A 1,236-nucleotide genomic window follows, 5' to 3' on the forward strand; every position below is an offset into this window, starting at 1 on the left:
GACTGGACGTGTCACGGTTTAGTTCCGGACCATTGGTTATCTGTTAAGCGGCGTTGCGCTCATAATCCAGAAGGCTTTTCCATTAGAGTGCGGAATGGCGCCTCTGCGGATTGTAAAAATCATTGATGTAGCGTGTGATGGCCTGCTCGACCTCCTGACGCGTCATCCATGCCTGCCGCCACAGGAGTTCAGCCTTCATGGTTTTGAAGAAGCTCTCCGTGACCGCATTATCCCAGCCGTTTCCCTTTCTGCTCATGGACACGATAAAGCCATGGGCAGAAAGGATCTTGCGGTAATCCTCTGAACAATACTGACTGCCACGATCGGCATGATGCACACGCCCTCCTGACGGCTGACGCAAGGCAATAGCCCGTTTCAACGCCATTATGGCAAGGTCTGCTGTCATACGGGTATCGAGATTCCATCCGATAATCCGCCGTGAAAACAGGTCAAGGACCACAGACAGATAAACCCAGCCTTCCCGTGTCCAGATGTATGTGATGTCTGCTGCCCATTTCTGGTTGATGGCTGTTGTGGAGAAATTCTTTCCCGGCAGGTTGGATTCAATGGCATGAGTGTGAGTGCTGTTGATAGTCACTTTGAACCGTCGCGTTCTGACAACACGAATATCATTCTCCCGCATCAGACAGCCTGACGCGACGATGTCCGACAGATAGACCGGCAGCCCTGAGTTCCTCTGTCATGCGGGGACGTCCGTAGCTTCGCCCGCTCTGTTTGTGAATGGTGCGGATATGCACACCATCAGGATGTCATCCTGCCTTCTGCGTGCGCAGACAGGGCGTCGTCTCCAGGCTCTTAAGCCCCGGTCGCTAACGCCAAACCGTTCGCGTGAAAGGGACCCATGATATCGAGCAATAAAAGCAAACCTCACGACCTTTGGCTCGCGAAGAACTGCGTCGCCTTTTTTAGCAGTTCCCTCTCCTCCCGCAGCGGGAGGTTCTCACGGCGTAATCTCTCATTTTCACGCAATAACGCTGTATGATCCGTTGCGTCATTACCCACAGTGTCATGCTTCTGCGTATCGCGGATCCATTTCTTCAGCGTCGAAGACCCCATACCCAGATCCTGAGCAATACACTCACGCGAAAGACCACTGCTCAGAGCTAAACGCACCGCCTCGTGTCAATACTCAGCCTTGTAAACTCGTCCCATTCCACGTCTCCTTCATGACCAGCTTCGGTCTTAAAGGTCCGGAACTAAACCGTGACACGTCCA

General features: G+C 53.0%; 1 pseudogene. It reads right to left on the bottom strand.

The annotated features are described in order from the left end of the window. Positions 1-82: 82 nt before the first annotated feature. Positions 83-1,134 (bottom strand): annotated as a pseudogene (locus GOB90_RS18645) (IS3 family transposase). Positions 1,135-1,236: the final 102 nt, after the last annotated feature.

It is taken from the genome of Acetobacter oeni (genome assembly GCF_011516825.1).
Taxonomy (GTDB): Bacteria; Pseudomonadota; Alphaproteobacteria; order Acetobacterales; family Acetobacteraceae; genus Acetobacter; species Acetobacter oeni.